The sequence below is a fragment of the Bradyrhizobium sp. LTSP885 genome, assembly GCF_000938305.1.
GTDB lineage: Bacteria > Pseudomonadota > Alphaproteobacteria > Rhizobiales > Xanthobacteraceae > Bradyrhizobium.
On record NZ_JYMT01000043.1, the window covers coordinates 274,862 to 293,219 of the forward strand.

Annotated in this window: 16 protein-coding genes; 10 read left to right on the forward strand and 6 right to left on the reverse strand. The window is 64.0% G+C overall.

Features of this window, described 5'->3' with window-relative positions; genetic code table 11:
* The first annotated feature begins 83 nt into the window (after nt 1-83).
* Nucleotides 84-2,276, forward strand: a complete 2,193-nt coding sequence (gene katG / locus UP09_RS35280; RefSeq protein ID WP_044543007.1) for a catalase/peroxidase HPI — start codon at nt 84-86, stop codon at nt 2,274-2,276.
* Between the two features lie 534 nt (nt 2,277-2,810).
* Here katG and UP09_RS35290 read toward each other — a convergent pair.
* Together UP09_RS35290 and UP09_RS35295 are read right to left on the reverse strand one after the other, a co-directional pair.
* Entirely contained in the window at nt 2,811-3,827 is a 1,017-nt protein-coding gene (locus tag UP09_RS35290; protein ID WP_044543009.1) for an aldo/keto reductase, read from the reverse strand.
* Between the two features lie 102 nt (nt 3,828-3,929).
* Entirely contained in the window at nt 3,930-4,355 is a 426-nt protein-coding gene (locus UP09_RS35295; RefSeq protein WP_044543010.1) for a PaaI family thioesterase, read from the reverse strand.
* A 92-nt stretch (nt 4,356-4,447) separates the two neighbouring features.
* Between UP09_RS35295 and UP09_RS35300 the strand changes: the two genes are divergently transcribed.
* Both UP09_RS35300 and UP09_RS35305 read left to right on the forward strand, forming a co-directional pair.
* The gene (locus UP09_RS35300; protein ID WP_044543011.1) at nt 4,448-5,077 is read left to right on the forward strand and encodes an NUDIX hydrolase; all 630 of its coding nucleotides are present in this window, start codon (nt 4,448-4,450) and stop codon (nt 5,075-5,077) included.
* Between the two features lie 97 nt (nt 5,078-5,174).
* Nucleotides 5,175-6,374 (forward strand): hypothetical protein, encoded by a 1,200-nt coding sequence (locus UP09_RS35305; protein WP_044543012.1) that lies wholly within the window; start codon nt 5,175-5,177, stop codon nt 6,372-6,374.
* On the opposite strand, the gene UP09_RS35310 is transcribed toward UP09_RS35305, so the two are convergent.
* Nucleotides 6,375-6,671 carry a hypothetical protein gene (locus UP09_RS35310; RefSeq protein ID WP_044543013.1) on the reverse strand — a complete coding sequence of 99 codons (297 nt, stop codon included), beginning with the start codon at nt 6,669-6,671 and terminating at the stop codon, nt 6,375-6,377.
* A 205-nt stretch (nt 6,672-6,876) separates the two neighbouring features.
* Here UP09_RS35310 and UP09_RS35315 point away from each other — a divergent pair, with 205 nt between their 5' ends.
* Nucleotides 6,877-7,356 (forward strand): hypothetical protein, encoded by a 480-nt coding sequence (locus UP09_RS35315; RefSeq protein ID WP_044543014.1) that lies wholly within the window; start codon nt 6,877-6,879, stop codon nt 7,354-7,356.
* A 20-nt stretch (nt 7,357-7,376) separates the two neighbouring features.
* Here the strand turns inward: UP09_RS35315 and UP09_RS35320 are convergent, their stop codons facing one another.
* Both UP09_RS35320 and UP09_RS38315 read right to left on the reverse strand, forming a co-directional pair.
* Nucleotides 7,377-8,594 (reverse strand): EAL domain-containing response regulator, encoded by a 1,218-nt coding sequence (locus tag UP09_RS35320; protein ID WP_044543203.1) that lies wholly within the window; start codon nt 8,592-8,594, stop codon nt 7,377-7,379.
* A 117-nt stretch (nt 8,595-8,711) separates the two neighbouring features.
* Complete coding sequence (locus UP09_RS38315) at nt 8,712-9,029, reverse strand: hypothetical protein (protein ID WP_197082795.1); 318 nt, start codon at nt 9,027-9,029, stop codon at nt 8,712-8,714.
* Nucleotides 9,030-9,193: 164 nt separating this feature from the next.
* On the opposite strand from UP09_RS38315, the gene UP09_RS35325 reads away from it, so the two are divergent.
* The 4 genes from UP09_RS35325 (at nt 9,194) to UP09_RS35340 (ending at nt 13,720) form a co-directional block, all read left to right on the forward strand.
* The gene (locus UP09_RS35325) at nt 9,194-10,141 is read left to right on the forward strand and encodes a TAXI family TRAP transporter solute-binding subunit (RefSeq protein ID WP_044543015.1); all 948 of its coding nucleotides are present in this window, start codon (nt 9,194-9,196) and stop codon (nt 10,139-10,141) included.
* Nucleotides 10,142-10,332: 191 nt separating this feature from the next.
* Complete coding sequence (locus tag UP09_RS35330; RefSeq protein WP_044543016.1) at nt 10,333-12,444, forward strand: TRAP transporter permease; 2,112 nt, start codon at nt 10,333-10,335, stop codon at nt 12,442-12,444.
* On the forward strand, nt 12,441-12,818 hold the full coding sequence (locus tag UP09_RS35335; protein WP_044543204.1) for a DUF1850 domain-containing protein: 378 nt from the start codon (nt 12,441-12,443) through the stop codon (nt 12,816-12,818). Before UP09_RS35330 ends, UP09_RS35335 begins: the two co-directional genes overlap by 4 nt.
* Before the next feature lie 95 nt (nt 12,819-12,913).
* Nucleotides 12,914-13,720: an SDR family NAD(P)-dependent oxidoreductase gene (locus tag UP09_RS35340; protein ID WP_044543017.1), complete on the forward strand. Its 807-nt coding sequence runs from the start codon at nt 12,914-12,916 to the stop codon at nt 13,718-13,720.
* 75 nt (nt 13,721-13,795) lie between these two features.
* Here the strand turns inward: UP09_RS35340 and UP09_RS35345 are convergent, their stop codons facing one another.
* Nucleotides 13,796-15,340 (reverse strand): cation:proton antiporter, encoded by a 1,545-nt coding sequence (locus UP09_RS35345; protein WP_044543018.1) that lies wholly within the window; start codon nt 15,338-15,340, stop codon nt 13,796-13,798.
* A gap of 115 nt (nt 15,341-15,455) precedes the next feature.
* Here UP09_RS35345 and UP09_RS35350 point away from each other — a divergent pair, with 115 nt between their 5' ends.
* Together UP09_RS35350 and UP09_RS35355 are read left to right on the forward strand one after the other, a co-directional pair.
* Nucleotides 15,456-16,256, forward strand: coding sequence for a tetratricopeptide repeat protein (locus tag UP09_RS35350; RefSeq protein ID WP_044543205.1), 801 nt, complete (start codon nt 15,456-15,458; stop codon nt 16,254-16,256).
* An 83-nt stretch (nt 16,257-16,339) separates the two neighbouring features.
* Complete coding sequence (locus tag UP09_RS35355; protein ID WP_044543019.1) at nt 16,340-18,250, forward strand: propionyl-CoA synthetase; 1,911 nt, start codon at nt 16,340-16,342, stop codon at nt 18,248-18,250.
* Nucleotides 18,251-18,358 lie beyond the last annotated feature (108 nt).

The following is an 18,358-nucleotide window of genomic DNA, read 5'->3' on the forward strand; positions in this document are numbered from 1 at the left end:
GTCAATTTCCCCTGATGGGATGGGTTTCGTAGAATGATTCCACGCGGAACGGTTGGAACCCCCAACCACCAAAGGAGCCGGTAATGTCAGAAGAAGCAAAATGCCCGTTTTCAGGCGGGAAATCCGCACCATCGAACCGTGATTGGTGGCCGAACCAGCTCGACCTCGGCATTCTCCATCAGCAGTCGAACCTCTCGGACCCGATGGGCGAGAGCTTCGACTACGCCAAGGAATTCAAGAGCCTCGATCTCAATGCCGTGATCAAGGACCTGCACCATGTGATGACGGATTCGCAGGACTGGTGGCCGGCCGATTTCGGCCATTACGGGCCGCTGTTCATCCGCATGGCCTGGCACAGCGCCGGCACCTATCGCATCGGCGATGGCCGCGGCGGCGCCGGAGCCGGTCAGCAGCGTTTTGCGCCGCTCAACAGCTGGCCTGACAACGCCAACCTCGACAAGGCGCGCCGGCTGTTGTGGCCGGTCAAGCAGAAGTACGGCAAGAAGCTCTCCTGGGCCGACCTGATGATCCTCGCCGGCAACGTCGCGCTGGAATCGATGGGCTTCAAGACGTTTGGCTTTGCGGGTGGCCGCGCCGACGTCTGGGAGCCCGAGCAGGACGTCAATTGGGGTCCGGAAGCCAAGTGGCTCGACGACAAGCGCTACACCGGCGACCGCGAGCTACACGGCCATCTCGGCGCCGTGCAGATGGGCCTGATCTACGTCAACCCGGAAGGCCCGAACGGCAAGCCGGATCCGCTCGCCTCCGCCCGCGATATCCGCGAGACGTTCGCGCGCATGGCGATGAACGACGAAGAGACGGTCGCGCTGATTGCCGGCGGTCACACTTTCGGCAAGACCCACGGCGCCGGCGATGCCTCGCTGGTCGGTCCGGAACCGGAAGGCGGCCAGATCGAGGCGCAGGGCCTCGGCTGGTCGAGCAAGCATGCCACGGGTATTGCGGGTGATGCGATCACCTCGGGCCTCGAAGTCACCTGGACCACGACGCCGACCAAGTGGAGCAACAACTTCTTCGACAATCTGTTTAACTACGAATGGGAGCTGACGAAGAGCCCGGCGGGTGCCCATCAGTGGACTCCGAAGGGTGGTGCCGGCGCAGGCACCGTGCCGGATGCGCATAATTCGTCGAAGCGGCACTCGCCGTCGATGCTGACCACCGACCTCGCGCTTCGGATCGATCCGGCCTACGAGAAGATCTCGCGGCGTTTCCACAAGAACCCGGATCAGTTCGCCGACGCGTTCGCCCGCGCCTGGTTCAAGCTGACCCACCGCGACATGGGGCCGATCGTGCGCTATCTCGGCCCGCTGGTGCCGAAGGAGGAGCTGCTGTGGCAGGATCCGATCCCGGCAATCAAGCATGAGCTGGTCAGCGAGCAGGACATCGCCAGCCTGAAAGCGAAGATCCTTGGCGCAGGCATCTCCGTCTCCGAGCTGGTCTCGACCGCCTGGGCGTCGGCCTCGACGTTCCGCGGCTCGGACAAGCGCGGTGGCGCCAATGGCGGACGTATCCGCCTCGCGCCGCAGAAGGACTGGGACGTCAACCAGCCGGCCGAACTCGCCAAGGTGCTGTCGAAGCTCGAAGGCATCCAGAAGGAGTTCAACGCAGCGCAGACCGGCGACAAGAAGGTCTCGCTCGCCGACCTGATCGTGCTCGGTGGCGCCGCCGCGGTCGAGAAGGCTGCCAAGGACGGTGGCCATGACGTGAAGGTATCCTTCACACCGGGCCGCACGGACGCCTCGCAGGAGCAGACGGACGTCGAGTCCTTTGCCGCGCTGGAACCGACCGCCGACGGCTTCCGCAACTATATCCGCGGCAAGCATCCGGTGTCGGTCGAGGCGCTGCTGGTGGACCGGGCGCAACTGCTGACGCTGACCGCGCCCGAGATGACGGTGCTGGTCGGCGGCCTGCGGGTGCTCGGCGCCAACACCGGCAAGTCCAAGCACGGCGTCCTCACCGACAGACCGGGCACGTTGACCAACGATTTCTTCGTCAATTTGCTCAGCATGAACACGGTGTGGGATCCGGTCGCCGGCTCCCATCCTGACTCCCATGAGGTGTACGAGGCGCGCGATCGCAAGACCAAGCAGGTCAAGTGGACCGGCACCCGTGCCGACCTGATCTTCGGCTCGCACTCGCAGCTGCGCGCGTTCGCCGAAGTCTATGCCTCCGCCGATGCCAAGGAGAAGTTCGTCAAGGACTTCGTCGCCGCGTGGACCAAGGTGGCGAACCTCGACCGCTTCGAGCTGGTCAAGTAACCGGCCGGCAACGGTCACCAGACCAGGGCGGCGCTTTCGGCGCCGCCCTGTTTCATTTCAGGGGTATCGCGAAAGGCTTTCCGGGTTTTGTCCGTTCCGCTCAATCGTGAAGCTTCATGTCCCGGATCATCTCTTCGATCTCGGCCTGCCTCGGAATCGGGATTTGCGGCACGGTGCCTGTCGCGTATGGCGCATCGCATCGTGCGGGCTCGTTCGGAGGTCGGACAATCGCGGTCAGGCTTGCCCAGCAAACCAGGAGAGCGACGATCCAGTCCAGTGGGTGGAATGAGGTCATTGCAGCGCCAGCATCAGCATTGTCGTGCGCCGATGCTGCAGCCGACCAAGGCGTTGCGCAATTCGGAAGCTACGAAGCCGGGCTTCGGCAAATCCGAGTGGTTTGTCCCCGTCATTGCGAGCGAAGCGAAGCAATCCATCGTGCCGCGAGCGGATGGATGGATTGCTTCGTCGCTGCCGCTCCTCGCAATGACGGCGGATGGGATCGAGCGCGAACCCCAAGTCGCGCGGTTGCTGCTACTACGGCCGCTCGGTGCGCGCCCGTCGCCCTTCGATCGGATAGGCGGGATCGTTGAACCCCGGCGTCGAGGGATGACCGGCAACGACGAGGCGGTCGATCAGCGCCTCATCCTCGGCGGTGAATGTATAGTCGAGCGCGCGGATGTAGTCGTCCCATTGCGCCTCGGTGCGTGGGCCGGCGATCACAGCGCTGACGAACGACGAGTTCAACACCCAGGACACTGCGAACTGCCCGGCGGTGATGCCGCGTGCCTCGGCGTGCTGCTTGATCTCCTGGGCGAGCTTGAGCGACTCAGGTCGCCACTCGGTCTGCATCATGCGCTTGTCGTTGCGGCCGGCGCGGCTGTCGGCCGCCGGTGCTGCGTCGGGGGCGTATTTGCCGGTCAGCACGCCGCGCGCCAGCGGGCTGTAGGGCACGATGCCGAGGCCGTAGAAGCCGCAGGCCGGAAAGTGCTCGACCTCGGGCATCCGGTTCATCGCGTTGTAATAGGGCTGACTTGCGATCGGGCGGTCGATGCCGAGCCGGTCGCAGATGTTGCAGATCTCGGCGACGCGCCATGCGCGGTAATTCGAGACGCCGAAATAGCGCACCTTGCCAGCGCGAATCAGGTCGCCGATCGCGCGCACGGTCTCGTCGAGCGGCGTCGCATGGTCTTCCTTGTGCAGATAGTAGATGTCGATGTAATCAGTCGCCAGCCGCTTCAGGCTCTCGTCGGCGGCCTGCAGCACCCAGCGCCGCGACAATCCGCCATGATTGGGATCGTCGCCGATCGGGTTGGCGAGTTTGGTGGCGAGGATCCAGTTCGAGCGCTGGCTGCCGATCGCGCGGCCCACGACCTCCTCGGACTTGCCGCCATTATAGGCGTCGGCGCTGTCGATGAAGTTGATCCCGGCCTCGCGCGCCTTTGCGACGATCCGCGACGAGGCCGCTTCATCCGTCGGTCCGCCGAACATCATGGTGCCGAGGCAGATCGGCGAAATCTTCAGGCCGCTGCGGCCGAGCTGACGGTATTGCATCGTGCATTCCCTCCGGGGTCATTCCGGGACGATGCGCAGCATCGAACCCGGAATCTCGAGGTTCCGGGTCTGGTCCTTCGGACCATCCCGGAACGACAAGGATCAACTCTCGTTCTTCAGAATCTTGAACACGCCATTGGCCATCGCGATGCAGCGCTTGTCGACCGTCACTTCGGCCGTGATGAAGATCAGGCTGCGGGTCGAACGCACCACGCGCGGGCGGGTCGTCAGGATATCGCCGATCTTGCCGGCATCGGCGAAATGGGTGTCGAGCTGCACCGTCGCAAGCGTCGGCTTGCCGGAGACGAAACGCGCGGCCATGCCGCAGGCGCGGTCGGCAAAGGTCATGATCACGCCGCCCTGCACGAGACCGCGGCGATTGTGGTGCTTGTCCTCGGTGATCAGCGCGAGCTCAAGGGAGCCGTCGTTCAACCGCTCCCACAACGGGCCGATCAGTGTCAGGAATCCGGTGGTCTCCGCGACCTTCCAGCCGTCGGATTTGAGTTTGTCCGCGGCCTTGACCGTCATGTCGTGGGGTCCGTTGGTTGCAGATGATTGATCGCAGGAGGCATGTCGTTCCAGTCATTTCATCAAACGCAGGAGTGTTGTAGTCAAGCTCAATGGTCCGCACATTTGACGATGCCACCCGGCGGAATATCGCAGAGCTCTGCGCCGCGTTCGCGCGCCTGGCGCCGACGGCGCCAGCCACGCCGCTGAAGCACGCAGCCGTCGCGATTGCGCTGACCGAAGCCGATGATGGCCACGGCACCGCCTTCCTGCTGACGCGCCGGAGCGCCAGCTTGCGGTCTCACAGCGCGCAATGGGCTTTGCCGGGCGGGCGCTGCGATGCCGGCGAAACGCAGGTCGAAGCGGCGCTGCGCGAATTGCACGAGGAGCTTGGGCTCGCCATGGATGAGGGCGACGTGCTCGGCACGCTCGACGACTATCCAACGCGCTCCGGCTATCTGATCACGCCGGTCGTGGTCTGGGCGGGCAGGCGGGCCGCGATCACGCCGAACCCGGACGAAGTCGCTTCCGTCCACCGCATCGGGCTCGATGCGATCGAGGCCGAGGGCGCGTTCAGCTTCGTCTCGATCCCCGAGAGCACGCGGCGGGTGATCCGCTTCCGTCTCGGCGGCCAGCAGATTCATGCGCCGACGGCGGCGCTGATCTATCAATTCTGCGAGGTGCTGGCCGGGCGCACCACCCGCGTCGCCGACCTGGAACAGCCGGTGTTCGCCTGGAAGTAGGGAGGGACGATATTCTGGATCGCATCGCGGCATCCCGTCGTCCTCGGGCTAATCGATTCCGGGCTGACTTCGCGCCCGCGCTTGCTACAACGGAAACATGCGCCCGCAATTGATTCGCCTGTGTTCTGGAATAGTCGCGCTCGCGCTGATCGTGGGGGCGCCGTCAGTGTTGGCCAATGAGGCCGTCAGTCTGCCGCCGGGCATCGCGAACGCGATGGCGCAGGGGGCATCGCCGCAGGCGATCGCGGACTATCGCCGCAAGCTGCAGGAATATCAGGACGCGCGCGCCGCCTTCGACCAGGAGGCAAGCGCCTATTGGAGCGCGATTTCCGAGAAGCGACGCGGCCGCAACGCCAAGCGGCGCGATCGTGTGCAGATCACGCTGGACGATTACGTGCTGGAGCAGCCGCCGCTCTATGCGGGCCCGAAGCGGCCGGTCAATCCGGCGCCGGACGAAGAGGAGGGCAAGCCGCCGCGTCCACGCAAGTCGATTCCGGTGGTCGCGGATCTCGTCCAGGCCGCAGCCGACCAGTTCCAGTTCACGCCGCAGCATCCCGCCACCGAGATGGAGTTCAAGCGCGCCTATGCCCGCTATGCGCGCGCGGCGGGCCTGACGCCGGAGCAGGCCGTGCGGGTCTATTCATTCGAGACCGGCGGCACCGGCAATTACGACGTGCAGTCGGGCATCGAGCATGGTGGCAAGCGCGCCATTTCCACCGCGATGGGCTACAACCAGTTGCTCACCACCAACAGCGTCGAGCTGATGGCCGAGCAGGGCCACGAATTCGTGCGCGATCTGGCCGAACGGGTTGCGGCCACGACCGGCCCGGCGCGCAGGGTAATGGAGCACAAGCTCGCGGTGTTGAAGAGGATGGTCGCGTTCACGCGTACCGTGCCGGACGACTGGTCGGCGCATGAGCGGCTCGCCGACACGCCGCAGGGCTGGGCGGTGCATGCCATGGTGCTCGACATCGACGTCGGCCCGATGCTGCAGACCCACAAGCTGTTGACGTCGGTCATCTTCGCCCGCGCCAAGGGCTACAATCGGCCGCTCACCGCCGCCGAACTCGAGATGATGAACCTGACCGGCGACGGCACCGGGCTCGACATGGTGACCATGCCGCAGGCGATGCGCGAGCAGGTGCCGACCTCGAATTTCTTTCAGCGCTCCGGCTACGAGCGCAACCCGGTGGCGATCCGCCACAACACCGTGGCGAGGCTGCTGGCGGTCACCAACGAGCGGATGGATACCAACAGCAACAAGCCCGGCGCGAAGGATCTTGCGGCGGCGTTCTGATCAATTCGATCCGAACATGAACTTGCCGTCGCCCTCGAGATAGGGGCCGGAGCGCATGTAGAGCTGGCCGTTATGGCCGATGAAGAACAGCGTGCCCGGCGGCACCTTCTTGGCGCCCTTCAGCAGCTTGCCGGCATTGTTGGTGCCCATCTTGTAGGACGAGGTCTTGCCGTCCTTGTCATAGGCGTAGCCCATGTCGGTCTTCAGGTCCCATGGGGTGGCTTCCTGCGCGAATGCAGATGTGGTCAGTGCGGCAAAGGCCGCCGCCAATAACGTCCTGGTCAATAAATTCGTCATGATTCATCCTCCCGGCCGAAAAAAAATGCCATCGTCCCACGCGGCTTGAACAAATCACGAACGCAGCCGCGCCGTCAATACGACAACGGATGCCATCGCTCACGCTTTTCCGCGACTTTGTGATTTTCCGGACGACACTTCGCGACTATCTTCGTGTTTCCGTCTACAACAACTCATTGCCAAGAAACTCCTGGGGACGATTCGGATGTACCACGTCATGAAAATCGGTTTGGGTGCCGCGCTGTCGTTCATGACGCTGGCTTCGGTCGCGCAGGCGGACGAGTTCAAGCTGTCGCAAAACCAGCGCATCTCCTGCAGCCGCGGCCTGTCGGCCGGCAAGCTCAACACCGCGACCTGCAAGTCGTACGCCTATCTGTTCAACGCCAAGACCTCGGAATACTTCCGCTGCCAGGTTTCGCTGGCGCTGACGCGGGACAACAAGGAGGTCATCAACGTGCAGGCCGACGGCGGCTGCACCAAGAAGCCGCGCATTTTCGACACCGACGGCAATTATTCGTTCGACGCCACCGAGACCGAACCGCCGAATACCAACTCGTTCTTCGGCCCCGGCGGGTACGCGATCTGGGCGAGCGACAACAACAGCCAGAAGATCCGCGGCTGCATCACCATCTCGTCCGGGCTCGGCTCCGACATTTCCAAATGCCTCGACATGACGTTTCAGTGACGGCTTGAGTTCGGCGGTCTTCACGGGTCCGGCTGGGTGTCGGGCGGCAGCGACACCCGCGATCTCGCAAACTTCTTGACGCCCATCGGCTTGCCGAACAGGTAACCCTGCACCAGATCGAAATCCATCTCGTACGCGGCGAGAAAATCCGCGCGCGTCTCGACTCCCTGCGCCACCACGCGCGCGCCGTTGTCGTGAGCCAGTTCGACGATCCGGCGGCACACCGTCTGCTTCAGGCGATGATCCGCGGAGCCGGTGACGTATTGATGGTCGACCTTCAGCTCGACAAAGGGAAAGTTCTGCAGTCCCATCAATGATGGCCAGTTGGCGCCGACATTGTCGATCGAGACGGCGATGTTGTAGAGGCGCACCCGTCTGGCGACGTCGATCGCGAGGTCCAGATTGTCGACGACTTCGCCGCTGTCGATCTCGATCAGCAGGCCGGCGAAGGCGGGATGGTCCGGTATCCGCCGACAGAGATCGCGTACGGCATCGGCGTCGGCGAGAAAGGAGATCGGCAGGTTGATCGAGAGATCAACCGGCCCTTTCTGCTCGACGAGATACCGCCAGTCCTCGATCGCCCGCTCGATGACGAACGCGGACAGGGCCTGAAAACGCGGGTCGTCGTCACCGGGAATGAAGTAGGCCGGCGGAACCACGCCCCATGCGGGATGACGCATCCGGATCAGCGCCTCTGCACCGTGTGGGGCCAGCGTTCGGAGATGGATCTTCTGCTGATACCAGAGTTCGAGCCAGCCGGCCTTCAAGGCTTCGGGAACATCCACTGCAGGGCTCGGCGCAGGCTCGACCGGCAGCAGTGAGGCAAGACTGTCACGAAGGGTCCCGGTGCTGAACGGCGTCGGCAATGCGGGCAGCATCGCTATACCGTATTCGTCGCCAATTTGCCTGACTGCCTTTACGATGATCGAGTCCGGCAGGCCGATGACGAGCACCTTGCCGCCATAGTCCTTTCTCACCAAAGTCTCGAGAATTTTACTGATTTCGATGCCGTCGACGGACACGCCGAGCACCAAAAGATCGGGCCGCTCCGCGTCCAATACGGCGTCAAGGCCGTCGGCTTGACCGCATTCACTGGTGATGAAACCGAGTTCGTCGAGCGCGTCGGCAAGGAAGGTGCGAAGGTGCTTTTTGCTGTCCGCGATGCAGGCCCGCGGCGTCAGCTTGCGCTGCCCGAACCAGCCGGCTCGTGCTTGTTCGATGTGACTGATGTGATTCATGCCCGCCCTGTTCGGAATAGCCCCGACGAATTCGTACATCGGAGCGGCGGCGGCAATCATGGAAATTTCGGGATCATACATGCGTTGCGTCGCTAACCTTAAGGCAGCCAATTCGAATCAAATTGCGACGGAAATGGCGCGCGACCGTGCCCGTGGCGGCTGCAACAAATGCGTCATCCGGCGTTCACGAGCGCGATTGACCGATTTGCGGTTGTCGCTGCATTGCTCGCGTCGTGTTTCATCGAGAGACGGCATTAATATCTGTGTTGATGCGTCGATGCCGGCGTCGTTCTGCACCATTGTCGGACATCGAATCGCGTCGCGTGACCCATGCAGTTGCGTGTGACGCGCGACGGCACCGTGCGTGAGGTCCGCGACCACAAGCGAATACAGCGCGCCAAAAATCCCGGCACCGATACCGTCGAGCAATTGCATTGAGACCAGCGAGTATGGATTGTCGGACAGTGGATAGTCCCCGCATCCGTCGTGCTACGGTGCTGGCATACTGGATTTCCCGGCGCCTTCGTCGTTTGGATGGCTTGACCCGGCGGAGGCGTCCGGCGCAATTTTGCGCCCGGCTGTTGGGGAGAATAATACTTATGAATTCGAAGTTGATGGCGGCCGCGATCGTGGCAGCCAGCGTTTTTTCGGCGCCTGCCGCGCAGGCCGAGCAATTCATTAACGTGCTGACCGGCGGGACTTCCGGCGTCTATTACCCGCTCGGCGTCGCGATCGGAAAGATCTACGGCGACAAGATTCCCGGTGTGAAGACCCAGGTGCAGGCCACCAAGGCCTCGGTCGAGAACCTGGTGCTGCTGCAGCAGGGGCGCGGCGAGATCGCATTCGCGCTCGGCGATTCGCTGAAGGCCGCCTGGGAAGGCGACGCGGAAGCCGGTTTCAAGACCAAGCTCGACAGACTGCGCACCATCGGCGCGATCTATCCGAACTATATCCAGATCGTCGCCACCGCCGAGAGCGGGATCAAGACGCTCGCCGACCTCAAGGGCAAGAGCCTGTCGGTGGGCGCGCCGAAGTCCGGAACCGAGCTCAACTCCCGCGCGATCCTCGCGGCCGCCGGCATAAGCTACAAGGATTTGGGCAAGGTCGAGTATCTGCCGTTCGCCGAATCCGTCGACCTGATGAAGAACCGACAGCTCAACGCGACGCTGCAGTCCGCCGGCCTCGGTGTCGCCTCGCTGAAGGACCTCTCGACCTCGTCCGACATCAACGTGGTTGCCGTGCCGAAGGAGATCGTCGACAAGATCGGCCCGCCCTTCGTCTCGGTGATCATTCCCGCCAACACCTATACCGGTCAGGACAAGGACGTGCCGACCGCGGCGGTCGTGAACTATCTCGTCACCAGCAGCGCCGTATCAGACGATCTCGCCTATCAGATGACCAAGCTGGTCTACGAATCGCTGCCGGAACTCGCCAACTCCCATGCGGCCGGCAAGGAGATCAAGCTCGGGGCGGCTGCGAACGGCAGCCCGGTGCCGCTGCATCCGGGTGCGATCCGCTATTACAAGGAAAAGGGCCTGATTAAGTAGGGGCAACTACGACTAGGTGTCGTGGCCGGGCTTGACCCGGCCATCGGTCTTTCTAGAGACTTTCATTTTTAAGGTGGATGCGCGGGTCATCCCCGATCACGTCGCGGACAGGCGCCCGCGCATGACGTGCGGTGGGCCCAGGCACCATCCAATTGCTACAAGCGTCGCTGATACGGCGGGGGACTCATTGCATGCAGCAGCAGGCCGAGGGCATCGAGGGGCCCATCAAGGTCGAGTTCGACAATTTCGAGCACGGGTTTCCGGAAGGGTTCGGGCCCGGCGGCTGGGGGTATCTGGCATACGCCATCGGCCTCGCCTTCGCGGTGTTCCAGCTCTATGTCGCGGCCTCCAGCTATTTGCCGAGCCAGGTGGTGCGCGGCGTCCATGTCGGCTTCCTGATCCTGCTGACCTTCGGCCTGATCGGCAACTTCACCGCCAAGACCGATTTCGGCCGGGCGTTGAGCTGGATCGTCGGCGGCGCCGGCTTCCTCTGCGGGCTCTACCAGTGGATCTTCTACGCCGACCTGATTACCCGCGACGGCGATCCGACCATCACCGACCTCGCGGTCGGCACTTTGCTTGCGGTGCTGATCTTCGAGGGCACGCGGCGGCTGATGGGCGCGGCGCTGCCGCTGATGTGCGGTGCGTGTCTGCTGTATTGGTTTTTCGGACAGTATCTGCCGTCGCCGTTCAACCATCGCGGCTATGATTTCGACCAGATCATCACGCATCTCTCGTTCGGCACCGAAGGTTTCTACGGCGTGCCGATCTACGTCTCGGCGACCTACATCTTCCTGTTCATCCTGTTCGGCTCGTTCCTCGAACGCGCCGGCATGATCCAGCTCTTCACCGACGTCTCGCTCGGCCTGTTCGGCCGCACCCGCGGTGGCCCTGCCAAGGTCGCCGTGTTCGCTTCGGGCATGATGGGCACGATCTCGGGCTCGGGCGTCGCCAATGTCGTCACCGTCGGCCAGTTCACGATTCCCCTGATGATCAGGTTCGGCTATCGCCGCGCCTTTGCGGCAGGCGTCGAGGCGACGGCATCGATGGGCGGACAGATCATGCCGCCGGTGATGGGCGCAGTCGCCTTCATCATGGCGGAGACGCTCGGCGTTCCCTATTCGGAGATCGTCAAGGCTGCGGTGATCCCGGCGATCCTGTATTTCGCCTCGGCGTTCTGGATGGTGCATCTGGAGGCCGGCAAGCACGGCCTGGTCGGCATGAAGCGCTCGGAGATCCCGAGCGCCTGGAAGGCGCTCGTGGGGCGCTGGTACCTCGTGCTGCCACTTGCGGCTCTGGTCTATATGCTGTTCGAGGGTTTTACGCCGCTCTACGCCGGCAGCATGGGTCTCGCGCTGACGGTGGCGCTGATCCTCGGCGCCAGCATCACTCTCGGCTTCTCCAACACAATCATCCGGTACATTTTCTGGATCGGGCTGGCGCTGGTCGTAGCCGCGGTCTCGCGTCACGGGCTTGAGATCATCCCGATCGCCAGCGTCGTCGGCGGCCTGATCGTGATCGCCGCGATCACAAGCGGCGGCCGTGCCACGCTCGCCGCCTGCCGGGACTCGCTCGCCGACAGCGCCAAGTCGGCACTGACCGTCGGCATGGCCTGCGCGATCGTCGGAACCATCATCGGCATGATGACGCAGACCGGCGTCGGCACCATCTTCGGCAGCTGGATCATCGGGCTCGGCGCCAAGAGCCTGTTCCTGGCGCTGATCATGACCATGCTGCTGTCGATCCTGCTCGGCACCGGCATCCCGACGATTCCGACCTACATCATCACGGCGGCGCTCGCCGCGCCCGCGCTGGCCAAGCTCGGCGTGCCCTTGATTGCGAGCCACATGTTCGCGTTCTACTACGGCATCATGGCCGACCTCTCGCCGCCGGTGGCGCTCGCGGCCCTTGCGGCGGCGCCGATCGCCAGGGAAAACCCGGACAAGATCGGCTGGGAGGCGATGCGGATCGCGCTCGCGGGCTACGTCATTCCCTTCATCTTCGTCTATTCGCCTGCGCTGATGCTGCAGGCGGGCGATCCGATGGCGGCCCAGCTCGGCTTCTACGGTGCGGTGGCGCTCGCGACCTTCAAGGCGCTGGTCGCGATCGGGCTGTTCGGCGTCGTCGCGATCGGCTTCCTGTTCACGCGGCTGAGCTTGGTCGAGATCATCGTCGCCTTTGCTGGCGCGCTCTGCCTGCTCGGTGATTTCCAGTTCTCCGACACCACAGGCTTCATGCTCGCCGCGCTGCTCGTGCTCTGGCAGTGGCGGCAGTGGTCGCGCAACGCGGTGGCGGCGGCGTGAGCCTGTGTCTCGCCTCGGCGGGTGCCTTGAAGACGCTGTCGATCGCGGCCTTTACGCTCGCCTGGACGCATTCGATCGAGAAGACCGCCTGGCAGGAAGACTGGCTGGTCACGCCCGCCGGGCTCGAATTGACGCAGGCCCGCATCAAGGGTTTTGGCGCCGGCATGGAGCCGCCGCCGGAGGCGCGTCTCGTCGGAGGCTGGTTTCAATGGTCGCCGCCGCTTGTGGCGAGGCCGGAGGTGGTGCTCGGCAATTCCGGCGCCGCCGGCGAATGGCAGCTGTGCCACGGGGGGCACTGCCAGACGCTATCGGAGATTTTCGGGCATCCGATCGGTGCTAATGTCACCATCATGAGCGTATGTAAAAATCCGTAGCCCGGATGGAGCGAAGCGAAATCCGGGAACACCGGCCCCGGATTTCGCTTCGCTCCATCCGGGCTACAATGACAACAAAAAAGGGAGAACAACCGATGGATCGACTCAAGGGCAAGGTTGCGATGGTGGTCGGCGCGGGCTCGATCGGGCCCGGCTGGGGCAACGGCAAGGCGACCGCCGTCACGTTTGCGCGCGAGGGCGCCAGCGTGTTTTGCGTCGATCGCAACGGCGCTGCGGCGGAAGAGACCGTGAAGATCATCACAAGCGAGGGCGGCAAGGCGACCGCATTCACCGCCGACGTGTCGCGCGCCGCCGAAGTCGAGGCGATGGTCGCGGCCTGCTTGAAATCCTATGGCCGCATCGACGTGCTCGACAACAATGTCGGCATCGCGGAGGTCGGTAGCGTGGTCGAGGTGACGGAAGCCGAATGGGACCGCGTCTTCGCGGTCAACCTCAAGAGCGCGTTCCTGTCGATGAAGCACGTCATTCCCGTGATGATCAAGCAGGGCGGCGGCTCGATCATCAACATCTCCTCGATCGCCTCGATCCGCCATGTCGGCATTTCCTATGTCAGCTATAATGCGAGCAAGGCCGCGATGAACCAGATGACGCGCACCTCCGCGGTCGAATTCGCCGCGAACCATGTGCGCGTCAACGCGATCCTGCCCGGGTTGATGAAGACGCCGATGGTCGAGCATTCGGCCGGCCTGGCACAGAGCTACGCCAAGGGCGATGTCGAGGCGATGTGGCGCGCCCGCGACGCGCAGGTGCCGATGGGGCACATGGGCGATGGCTGGGACGTCGCCAATGCGGCGCTGTTCCTCGCCTCCGACGAATCCAAGTATGTCACGGGTATCGAACTCGTGGTTGACGGCGGGATCACTTGCAAGTCCGGTGCTTGAGGCGCACATAGCGTTTTCGAGCGAAGTGGATGCCGGTTCGCGCTGGGAAAACGCGTCAAACAAAAGCCGCGCCGACTAAGCCTCGGCGCTGAGCTCGGCGCGATCGAGCTCTTCCTCGACCTGATGGAACGCATCGTCGCCGATCGCCTCGGTGCGGCGCAGACTGAGCAGGGCCTGGCGGGCCGCTGCGATGGCGCGGCGGCGGATCGGATCGGCCGGCAACTCGCTCGTCGCCACGCCGCCGTCGGGCTCGGTCTCGGCGCGCAGCAGCACGGCGCGATATTCGAGCCGGAGAATCTCGGCTTCCTCGGATGGATCGCCGTCGATTTCGTCGAGCGCGGCGCGAAAGGCCGCGGTGCGGGCGTGGGCGGCTTCGCGCGCGATCGGGTTGTCGTCGTCGAAGTTCAGCGCAAGGATCAACGGCCGCAGCGTCAGTCCCTGGATCACAAGCGTGCCGAACACCACGGCAAAGGCCGTCAGCAGGATCAGATCGCGATAGGGAAAGGCCTCCGGCAGTGCGAAAGCGGCTGCCAGCGTGACAATGCCGCGCATCCCGCACCAGGACACGACGATGCCGCGTCGCAACGACGGCACAGCCGGGATCACATGTGCGGGAAGCAGGCCTTGCGCCTTCAAAGCACGCAGGAAGGCGCCATATGGGATCACCCAGAGGATGCGGGCGAGGATCACGACGGCAAGGACTGCGGCGGCAAAAGTGCAATATTTGAACCGCACATCGTCGTCGAGCCCGGACCAGATCGGACGCAACTGCATGCCGATCAGCATGAAGGCGAGCACGTTGAGCACGAAGATGACGGTTTCCCACACCGTATAGGACGACACGCGCAGCCGTGCCGAGGTACGGGCCGGCGCGGTGCGAGCAAGGGTGATCGCATAGGCGACGATGGTGAGGATGCCGGACAGGCCGATATGTTCGGCGACGATCCACACCATGAAGGTGCCGCCAAACTGCGTGATGATCGCGCTCGGCGCCTCCGTGATACGGCGCGTGATCATCATCCAGACCCTTGCGAACAGAAAGCCGGCGACGAGGCTTCCCAGCAGCGCCACCGCAAGCGAAGGCACGAATTCGCGCACCTTCATGTGCTCGGCGGCAACCAGGCCAACGGCGACGCGATAGATCAGCAGCGAGCTGGCATCGTTGAGCAGGCTTTCGCCCTCGAGGATCTTCTGGATCTGATAGGGCAGTTTGACCTGGCGCAGGATCGCGGTGGCCGCGGCTGCGTCGGGCGGCGCCACGATGGCGCCGAGCGCGATCGCAACCGCCCAGGGCATGTCCGGGCGAAGCCAGCGCGCGACCACCGCGACGGCCACCGTCGTTACGCCGACCGCAACCAGGACAAGCGTCGAAACCGGCAGCCAGTTGTTGCGTAGATCGCGCAGCGAGGTGTCGAAGGCGGCGTCGAGCAGGACCGGCGCAACGAACAGCGCCAGTGCCAGTTTCGGCTCCAGCGCCCAGGATGGACCTGACGGCAGGAAGGCCAGCAGCATGCCGCCGATCGCAAGGAATGCCGGGTAGGGCACCTTGACCCGCCGTGCCAGCGCCGAAAGCGCCACTGAAGCGAGCAACAGGCCGATGATCCATTCGAATGTGAGCAAGGCAAACCCCTATGCAACCGATCGTCGCAATTGACGTATAATCCAGCATGTGGTTTTGCGGCAATTGCGTGTGTTGGTTCAGGCGCAGGAGAAGGACGTATTGGCGGCGATTTTGATGCGACGAAACTCGGCAAGTCTGGCACTGGCAAGTCTGGCTCTGACAAGTCTGGCTCTGGTGCTGATCGGCGTTTGCCTGTCATGGGTGCTGCTGGCTGGTGGCGCGCGCGCGACCAGCAGCGAGCCGGGCAAGGATGTTCAGGCCGATCCAGGGCCTTGCGTTGTCGCGGCTGGTGCTGCGGACGGCGACAAGACCATCGAGGTTTGCGGTGCGTTGATCGACAACGAGAAGGCGGCGAAGCCGGATCGCGTCAAGGCGCTGATGGCGCGCGCCGTCGCTTATGACCGCAAGCAGATGATCGATCGCGCGATTACGGATTACGACACCGTGCTGCGGCTCGATCCGTCGCTCGCCGACGCGCACAATGCACGCGGCGAGCTCTGGCGCCGGAAGGGCGACCGGCCCAAGGCGATCGTGGATTTCGGCGCCGCGCTCAAGCTCAATCCCGATCATGCGGCTGCCAAGGTCAACTACAAATCGCTGTCGCTGGAGCTGGAGCGGATGGGCGCCATGATGGCGGTCGCCGGCAAGCCGAGCTTCGATTGCCGCAAGGCGCGCCGCGCGGTGGAGAAGGCGATCTGCGCCAGTCCTGAGCTCGCCGACATCGACCGCGAGATCAACGCATCGATCGTTCGGGCGATCCGCGAAGCCCAAAGCCCGCGTCAGGCGCGCGAGCTGCAGCGCGATCAGGACCAGTTCATCGCTCGCCGCAATGTCGAATTCGGCAAGCCCGGCTATGACCTGCAAAAGGCGATGCGGGAGCGGTTGCGGCAGATCAATGGAGCCGACGGATATTAGTCGGAAGGATTTCGGCTTGAAACGCCAGCGCTTCCCGTGACAATGGTCGGCAAAAGACGCGCGTTCGCGCCGGGAGAGACGCCATGAACATTCAAGACAACAGCCGGTATCATGAGGTGCATGCCCGCTCGCTTCGAGACCCAGAAGGGTTTTGGGCGGAAGCGGCGCGTGAGATCGACTGGGTCGAGCCGGCGAAGAAGGTCTTCGATCCCACCATGGGTCCTTATGGACGCTGGTTCACCGGCGCGGTCGTCAACACCTGCTACAACGCGCTGGATCGCCACGTCGCGGGCGGCCGTAGCGACCAGGTCGCGCTGATCCACGATTCCGCGCTCACCGGCGCGATCACGACATTCACCTATGCCGAGTTGTTGAAGGAGGTGCAGACCCTCGCCGCGGTCATGCAGGATTTCGGCGTGGCCAAGGGCGATCGCGTCATCCTCTATATGCCGATGGTGTCGGAGGCGGTGATCGCGATGCTCGCCTGCACGCGGATCGGCGCCGTGCACAGCGTGGTGTTCGGCGGCTTCGCGGCAAAGGAGCTGGCGAGCCGCATCGACGACGCCAGGCCGAAGCTGATCTTCTCGGCGAGCTGCGGGCTCGAGCCCGGGCGCATCGTGCAATACAAGCCGCTGCTCGACGAGGCGATCCGGCTCGCCAGCGTCAAGCCCGAGGCCTGCATCATCCTGCAGCGGCCGCAGCACGGTTGCGAACTGGCCGCGAGCCGCGATCACGATTGGGCAACCTTGTGCCGCGCGGCGCTCGAGGCCGGCAAGGCCGCGCCGTGCGTTCCGGTGCTCGCGACCGATCCGCTCTACATCCTCTACACGTCGGGCACGACGGGAATCCCGAAGGGCGTCGTGCGAGACAATGGCGGACATCTCGTCGCGCTGAAATGGTCGATGTACAATCTCTACGGCGTCAAGCCCGGTGAGGTCTGGTGGTGCGGCTCTGATATCGGCTGGGTGGTCGGCCATAGCTACATCGTCTATGGCCCGCTGCTCCATGGCGCGACCTCGATCATGTATGAGGGCAAGCCGGTCGGGACGCCCGACGCGGGCGCGTTCTGGCGCGTCATCAGCGCGCACAAGGCGGTCGCCTTCTTCACCGCGCCGACCGCGTTCCGCGCCATCCGCAAGGAGGACCCGGAAGGCAAGTTCATCCGGCAGTACGATCTCTCGAGCTTCCGCACCCTCTTCCTTGCCGGCGAACGTGCCGATCCGCCGACGGTGGCGTGGGCGGAAGCGCAGCTGAAAGTGCCCGTGATCGATCACTGGTGGCAGACCGAGACCGGCTGGTGCATCGCCGGCAATCCGGTGGGCTTGGGCATGCTGCCGGTCAAGCACGGCTCGCCCACAGTGCCGATGCCGGGCTATCAGGTCGACGTGGTGGATGAAGCGGCAAGGCCGTTGCCCGCGGGCACCATGGGTTCGATCGTGATCAAGCTGCCGATGCCGCCGGCCTGCCTGCCGACATTGTGGCAGCAGGACGATCGCTTCAAGGAGGCCTACCTCTCTGAATTCCCCGGCTACTACAAGACGTCGGATGCCGGCTACAAGGACGAGGACGGCTACATCTGGGTGATGGGCCGCACCGACGACATCATCAATGTCGCCGGTCACCGCCTCTCTACCGGCGGCATGGAGGAGATCCTTGCCTCGCATTCCGATGTCGCCGAATGCGCCGTGCTTGGCATCAAGGATGCGATCAAGGGCGAGGTGCCCTGTGGCTTCCTGGTGCTGAAGGCCGGCGTGACGACAACGCCTGCCGAGGTCGAGAAGCAGGTCGTGGCGCTGGTGCGCGACAAGCTCGGGCCGGTAGCGGCGTTCAAGCTCGCGATCACCGTGGCGCGGCTGCCGAAGACCCGCTCCGGCAAGATCCTGCGCGGCACCATCAAGAAGATCGCCGACGGCGATCCCTGGACCATGCCGGCGACGATTGAGGATCCCAAGGTGCTCGACGAAATCGGCGATGCGTTGAAGGGCAGGGTGTGAGTAACGCCAGCTTGCTCCTCGTCATTGCGAGGAGCGAAGCGACGAAGCAATCCATTGTCACCGCGTTCGCGGATAGGTGGATTGCTTCGCTTCGCTCGCAATGACGGG